General features: G+C 73.5%; 1 protein-coding gene. It reads left to right on the top strand.

Annotated features, from left to right (window positions below):
* On the top strand, positions 1 to 321 hold a 321-nt coding region (locus KSO97_RS17465; RefSeq protein ID WP_232681961.1), incomplete at both ends, for a hypothetical protein.

Raw genomic sequence — 321 nt, 5'->3', positions numbered from 1 at the left:
ATCTTGAGGCAGCGCCCCGCGAACACGGCGGCGGCCGCGGTGTGATCGGCCTCATCGCTGCGGTGGTGGCGACGGCAGCGCTCGCCGCCGGCTGCAGCGACGTCGACGACGAACCGTCACCCGCGGGAGCCTCGACGCCGGGGGCGAGTGACTCGGCGATCACCGACAACCCCTCGGACCCGTCGGAGTCGCCGACCGAGACTGCCGGCGACTTCGACGACGTCGGGCCGGCCACGGGCCCTGCGCTGCGCCTGCCCGGCATCAGCCTGCGTCTTCCCGCCGGATGGGAGTACTCCCGCACGCGGACGGAGTTCTTCGTGG

Origin of the sequence: Nocardioides sp. R-C-SC26 (genome assembly GCF_021246465.1) — a bacterium.
Taxonomy (GTDB): Bacteria; Actinomycetota; Actinomycetes; order Propionibacteriales; family Nocardioidaceae; genus Nocardioides.
The sequence above is the reverse complement of the archived record's forward strand: the minus strand, read 5'-3'. Positions and strand labels throughout refer to the sequence as shown.